Raw genomic sequence first — 5,833 nt, forward strand, 5'->3', positions numbered from 1 at the left:
GAATTTTGCCTGGGGCTGCGTTGCTCCTCGGTCACAGCCCCACTGGCGGGGGATGCTCGCTCGTCGCGCCTTGCCCCAGGCCAAATTGGGCGCAACGAACGTGAGCGTATTTACGAAACGGACCACTTAGGGTCTGTGCAAGTCATCACGGCGAGGCGCTTTCTCACTTCAACGCCGGATCTTTTTCCGCATCGGCTTTGCGATAGAGCCCGGTGGGGATCAACAACTGCGCCGGCACGGGTTCCCCCGCGAAATGCTTCAAGATCGCTCGCACCGTCTCGACGCCAATCTTGTCCGGGAACTGGATGGGATCGGCGTAGATTTTTCCTTCCTTGATCGCTTGTTTGCCTTCCGGCTGACCATCGAACCCGACGAGCTTGGTTTGATCGGCCTTGCCCGCTTTCTCCAAAGCGGCCCGGGCGCCCAGCGCGCTCGGATCGTTGATGGCGAATATGCCGGCGACGTCGGGATGCGCCTGGAGCAGATCTTCGGCGGCTTTGTAGCCTTGATCTTTCACGCCGCCGCTCGGCAGTTCGGCGACAATTTGGATCTTGCCGCGGGCGCCTCCAGCATTGTGCTGGCCGATCACTTCTTTGAACCCTTGAACGCGCAGGATGCACGATTCAACGATCTTGTGGTCGAGGATCGCGATTTTGCCGCCGGATTCTCCGAGCGCTTCAATGATCGCCCCGGCGGCCTCCTTGCCGCCGCTGTAATTGTCCGTGGCGATGTGCGAGACGACTTTGGCCCCGGGCGCCAGGCACGCGATATCCGCCGTGAAAACCGGGATGCCCGCGGCATTCGCTTCCTGGATTGCCGGCCCGATCGACTTGGAATCGCACGGGGTCAGGACAATGGCCGCGACCTTTTTGACGATGAAATCCTTGACCTGATTCTGCTGTCTCGCGACGTCGAACTCGCCGCTGACCACGAGCACGTCGTAACCGGCCTGACGCGCCTCGGCCGTCATGCTGTCGGCGATCTCTTTGAAGAAGGGATTGGTGAGCGTCAACACCGACAAGCCGATCGTGCCTTTGGTCTTGAGCGAAAGCCGGACCCGGCTGGCGTCGGCGTCCGGGCCCGTCGATGGACTTTCACCCTGCTGGCCGCAGCCCATCGCAAATACCAAACCGAGGGCAGACCAGCACAGCCGCGTGGCAGTGGAAAGAGAGGTGTTCATGAGCTGGCGTCTCCAAACCGAAGTCAGGCCGCGCAGTGGAAGGCCTTGATCCGTCCGAATTCCGGGAGCTTGCCGTCCTTCTTCTTCTGTTGCCCGACCGCGCCGGCCAGGAACAGGCGCGCGCCGTCCGCGCTGAACGCGGCGCTGGTGACGCGCATTTTCGTGTCGAGTCCGTGGAGCAGTTTGCCGGAACTGGAATCGAATAAAGCCGCGTTCCATTTCCCTTGAGCCAGCCGCCCCGCCATGAAAAAGCACTTTTGGGACGGGTGAAACTCGATCGTTTCCATCAAACCGTTGCCTCGATCGCCGTCCTCAATCTCCCCCGTCTTGCGCGGCGGATTTTCGCGCCAGGCGAATCGCTGCCAGGTTTGTTTGCCGTTGCCGGCCATCGGGTCGCGCATGGGCCCCATGCCGCAAACGAACAGTTCGTGGCCGTCCGGGGTGAAGGCCATGGCGAAAATCCCGCCACAGTAATGATGGCTTTTGATGATTCCCCAACTGGTGAAATCCGGCGTCGCCCACGCCGCCGCCAGCTCGCCGCGGGTCAAATCCCAGACCCGGACATCGCCCATCATGTTGGCTGCCGCGACGCATCGGCTGTCCGGACTGAACGCCAGCGACAACACCGACGGTCCGAGCGAAACGCTGCGCCGCAATTCACCGGTCTGAACATCGAACACGCGAACGGACGGCTCTTGTTCGGGTCCCGGCTCGTACTTGTATCCGCCGGCGAGGTACTGCCCCGTGACCGAGGCCACGAGTCTTTCATCGGGTGACACCGCCATTTGCCAGGACCAAAACCGGTGAGCCCGGACTTGGCGGACCGGCTTGCGGCTCGCGAGATCGAACCAATGCAACACCCCATCGTATCCCGCCGAAATCAAGAGCTGGCTCGTGGGCAAATGCCACACACCGGAAGCGTAACTGTCGTGCTTCAGGAGGCGTTCAAAGTTCCCCGTGTCGACGTCCACCTGGTAAACCCCTCCGTCGAAGCACGCCGCAAAGAGCTGGCGCCCATCGCTCGCCGCGTCGAGCGCGAGGACCGCAGTCGGCAACTTGTGCTCTTTGACTGGCTCGGCCTTCAACAGCGTGGCCTCGCCTTCGGATTTGGGTTTGTCGTCCCCTGAGTTCATGCCAGCACCTCCTCAATGGGCTTGGCGCGCTCTTCCACCCGATAAAACGTCGCCAGGTTCGGGATGTCGTACTCGGCATGCGGATCGATGCCGAGCGCGGTGAAAATCGTCGCGAAAAGATTTTTTTCGTTGAACGGTTTCTCCGTGACCTCGACCCCGTCGTCATCCGTGGCGCCAACCACGACGCCGCGTTTGATGCCGTGGCCCGCGAGCGCCAGGCTCCACGCGTCCGGATAATGATCGCGGCCCCGGCTGGCATTGAGCCAAGGCGTGCGGCCGAATTCCCCCATCATCACCACCAGCGTGCGTTCGAGCAGACCGCGCTGTTCGAGATCGGTGATCAAATGGTAGATGACCTGATCCAGTTCTGGCACGAGCATCTGGTAAATCTCGTGCTGGAAGACATGGCAATCCCAGGTCATGCCGTTTGCCACCATCACGAACGGGGCGCCGTTTTCGACCAGATGCCGCGCAAGAAGGGTGTGCAACCCGAACGTGCCCGGTCCATAGCGTTCCTTGTCCTTCGCGGGCAGCTTCTCCAGATCGAACAAGTCCGCGCAGGTCATCAATCCTTGGACGCGGGCGAACGCGGCGTTTTGGGAAGCTGCGGCGGCGCTTTTCCGTTCGTTCTCGAACTTCTTCGTGAGAAAGCGGCGCAACGCTTCGCGCTCTTCAAAGTCTTCCGTCGTGAGGTCGGCCACGCGCTGAACGTCGGGGATCTTGAATTCACCGCCGGCGCGAACAGGCGCGTATGGGGCGCCGAGCCAGCCCGCCCAGTTGCCCGCCTTGAATTTCTTGAATTCATTTCCCTCCGGGCACGGATCGAGCAGAACGAAGTTCGGGATCGGATTGTCCAGGTGACCGAGCTGTTGCGCGAGGACGGAACCGAGCGTCGGCCGCACGAACGGCTCGCGAGGTTCGGCGCCGCGGTTGAGCAAGTCGATGGCCTGGAAATGCTCGTTCGGCTTGGTTTTCATCGAGCGAATGATGGTAGAGTTGTTCGGCGGAGAGCGGCTTCTCCAGTCCGCGAGCGAAGGCTTCTGGGGGCGGCGCGCTTTTTCCGCGCGGACGCGAATCGAGCTGATACGTGCGAGTCAAGACGATGTTCCGAAGAAGTCCCTTGATGTCATATCCGCTGCGCTCGAAATCTTGCGCCAGCCAATCCAGCAAGTCCGGATGGCTCGCTCGATTCCGCGCCGTCATTTGATCCACCGGATGAACCAGGCCCCGGCCCATGAGCAGCGCCCAAATCCGATTCACGAACGCCCGCGCCAGCAGGGGATTCTCCCGTGTCAACGCGTCGGCCAGCGCTGCGCGGCGTGAAAACTTCGGCACGCTCGGCCGCGCCGGCTTCTCCTTCTCTTTGGGCGGCGGCACGAGATAGAAATCCGGCGCGTCCGTCTCTTTCTCGCCCTCTGCGGGTCTCTTCTCTTCGACAGAGGCGCCATTCAGAAACGCCAGCCGGGCCGGTTGAGATTCCTTCTTCAAGTTTTGAAAATTGATGAAACCGCCGATGGCCGATTCCGCCACGCCGATTCCCTCCGCCACGTCCACGTTTTTGCTGCGATTGAACGCCGCGACGAGTCCCCAGTAATGGCGCTGCTCGATTTCCCACGCCAGCGGATCGTTGTGGCACTGGGCGCACTTGAATTGGACGCCGAAGGCGACGGGCGCGACGGCTTCCGCCATCGCTTGATAATTGTTGTTGCGCTCGTAGAGAAACCACACTGCGCCACGGTCCGTCTCTTCGGCGGGGCGCGCCAGAATCAGGTCGCGGACAATCTCGTTCCACGGACGATTCGCGCGAAACGCGTCTTCCAGGTAGTGAAACCAGCGATCGTCGCGGCGCGGTGTCTGCCGGTCGCGGCGTTGATTCTCCAGCGGCTCCAGGCGCCGTTCCATCAGCACGACATCGAAAATGTCGCGCAGGTGGCGCGGGAAATCGTCTCCCGCCAGCAGCGTGGCCACGAGCCGAACGCGCCGGTCTCGGCGTCGATCCGCGAGAAACGCATCCGCTTCGGCAGGTGTGGGGATGCGCCCGGCCAGATCCAGATAAATTCGGCGGACGAAAGTTTGGTCTTCACAGAGCGAACCGGGTTTGACGTTCCGCTCTTTCCAGCCGCGGGCGACAAACTGGTCGATAATCTCGCTTGGGGTCAACCGCGCCGGCGGCGTCCAGGCGGGCCTTTGGGATTCCTTGAGCCTGGCGATGTATTGGCCCGCCCAAGCCGCGTTTGTAGCCGGGCCGCCGCCGAGCAGCCGCTCCATCGGCGGGAGGGTTTGAATCCAGGTTTTGAGGAGCGCGAGGTCTTCGCGGCTCAACTGTTTCTTCTCGTCGAGCGGCATGTGTGGATCGGCGCCGGGCAGGACGAATTGGTAAAGGTGGCTTTGTTCGGGCTGGCCCGGAATGAGCGCCGGGCCGTTCTCGCCGCCGCGAAGAATGGTCTCGATCGAACGGAGGTCGAGATCGGCCTTTTGCTGAACGCCGCCGTGGCATTTGAAGCAATGCCGCTCCAGCAACGGTTCGACGCGGGTCCGCCAGAGTTCATCCGCCGGCAATGGCGCAGCCGTCGTTGCGAGGATTCCTGTTCCAAACAGCAGCGCGGTGGCGGTTTTCCAGGTGTGCAGCACACAGAAGAGGGCTTGAAGCTGGCCTACGAAGAAACGATGCTCGTCAGTGCCGTGAGGTTAAGCCGGGCATCGAAGATCGCGCGCACGGGGATTTCACACCCGCTGACGATCTCGCTCCGAACCATGCCATTGGCGTACTGGCCCCTGGCTTCAAAGCGGCCTCGTTCGAGAAGAAACCGTTCCACCTGCTCCTTTGCCGGATCAACCAGCCAGTATTCACCGACGCCTTTGGCGGCATAATCCTCGAATTTGAGGCCGCGATCTCTGGCTTCCGTGGATTCGGAGAGCACTTCCGCGATGAAATCCGGCGCGGGAAATCTCATTTGACCACGCTGAAGCTGAGCTGCCTTGAGTTTGCCGAAGAAGCAAATGTCGGGTTCGTAATCGTTTCGCGGCAGGCAAACGAGAACTTTCTCCGCCGCGACAAAGCCGAGTTGGTGGCGCTCAACATGAGCGTGCAACAAAGTAAGAAGCAACTTAACCGCGTTGGTGTGTTCGTATTTGGCGGGTGACTGCACAATAACCTCCCCGTTGATAAATTCCGCTTTGATGTCTTCCGTCAACTCCTCGTAAAAGCGTTCTCGTTGGGCGTTTTCTTTGGCGAGCAACTGCTGCAGCTCCTCCACATAGCCCGGCAGGCGCGGAGATTTGACGAGCGCTTCGACCAGTTCCGTCATGCCACGACACTAGACTCTTGGCCCGGCACCGTCAACCGAGCTGAGGGGACCCAAATCCTCGCCTAAGGATTTTGAAAACGAGTCTTGAGCCGGTGGGCGTGGCATTTTCGATAGACGCGATTCAATACGAAATCTATTGAACCGCGACGTTGGCACGCCCCGAACTGGCCGCATCGCAAGGATGGTTTTGAAGATTTAGGCGAGGAACATGG

General features: G+C 61.0%; 5 protein-coding genes. All 5 read right to left on the reverse strand.

Annotated features, from left to right (window positions below):
* Positions 1–163: 163 nt before the first annotated feature.
* Complete coding sequence (locus tag FJ398_25355) at positions 164–1,117, reverse strand: substrate-binding domain-containing protein (protein MBM3841220.1); 954 nt, start codon at positions 1,115–1,117, stop codon at positions 164–166.
* An 86-nt stretch (positions 1,118–1,203) separates the two neighbouring features.
* On the reverse strand, positions 1,204–2,265 hold the full coding sequence (locus tag FJ398_25360; protein ID MBM3841221.1) for a WD40 repeat domain-containing protein: 1,062 nt from the start codon (positions 2,263–2,265) through the stop codon (positions 1,204–1,206).
* 44 nt (positions 2,266–2,309) lie between these two features.
* Positions 2,310–3,290 carry a DUF1501 domain-containing protein gene (locus tag FJ398_25365; protein ID MBM3841222.1) on the reverse strand — a complete coding sequence of 327 codons (981 nt, stop codon included), beginning with the start codon at positions 3,288–3,290 and terminating at the stop codon, positions 2,310–2,312.
* Entirely contained in the window at positions 3,115–4,944 is a 1,830-nt protein-coding gene (locus tag FJ398_25370; GenBank protein ID MBM3841223.1) for a DUF1553 domain-containing protein, read from the reverse strand. The genes FJ398_25365 and FJ398_25370 overlap by 176 nt, the downstream gene beginning before the upstream one ends.
* 23 nt (positions 4,945–4,967) lie before the next feature.
* Complete coding sequence (locus tag FJ398_25375) at positions 4,968–5,621, reverse strand: Uma2 family endonuclease (protein MBM3841224.1); 654 nt, start codon at positions 5,619–5,621, stop codon at positions 4,968–4,970.
* Positions 5,622–5,833: the final 212 nt, after the last annotated feature.

The organism is Verrucomicrobiota bacterium (assembly GCA_016871535.1).
Taxonomy (GTDB): domain Bacteria; phylum Verrucomicrobiota; class Verrucomicrobiia; order Limisphaerales; family SIBE01; genus VHCZ01.

Coding starts and splice junctions, on each gene's coding strand:
- FJ398_25355 (MBM3841220.1), bottom strand. CDS start 1,117: ATGGGCTGCGGCCAGCAGGGTGAAAGTCCATCGACGGGCCCGGACGCC.
- FJ398_25365 (MBM3841222.1), bottom strand. CDS start 3,290: ATGAAAACCAAGCCGAACGAGCATTTCCAGGCCATCGACTTGCTCAAC.
- FJ398_25375 (MBM3841224.1), bottom strand. CDS start 5,621: ATGACGGAACTGGTCGAAGCGCTCGTCAAATCTCCGCGCCTGCCGGGC.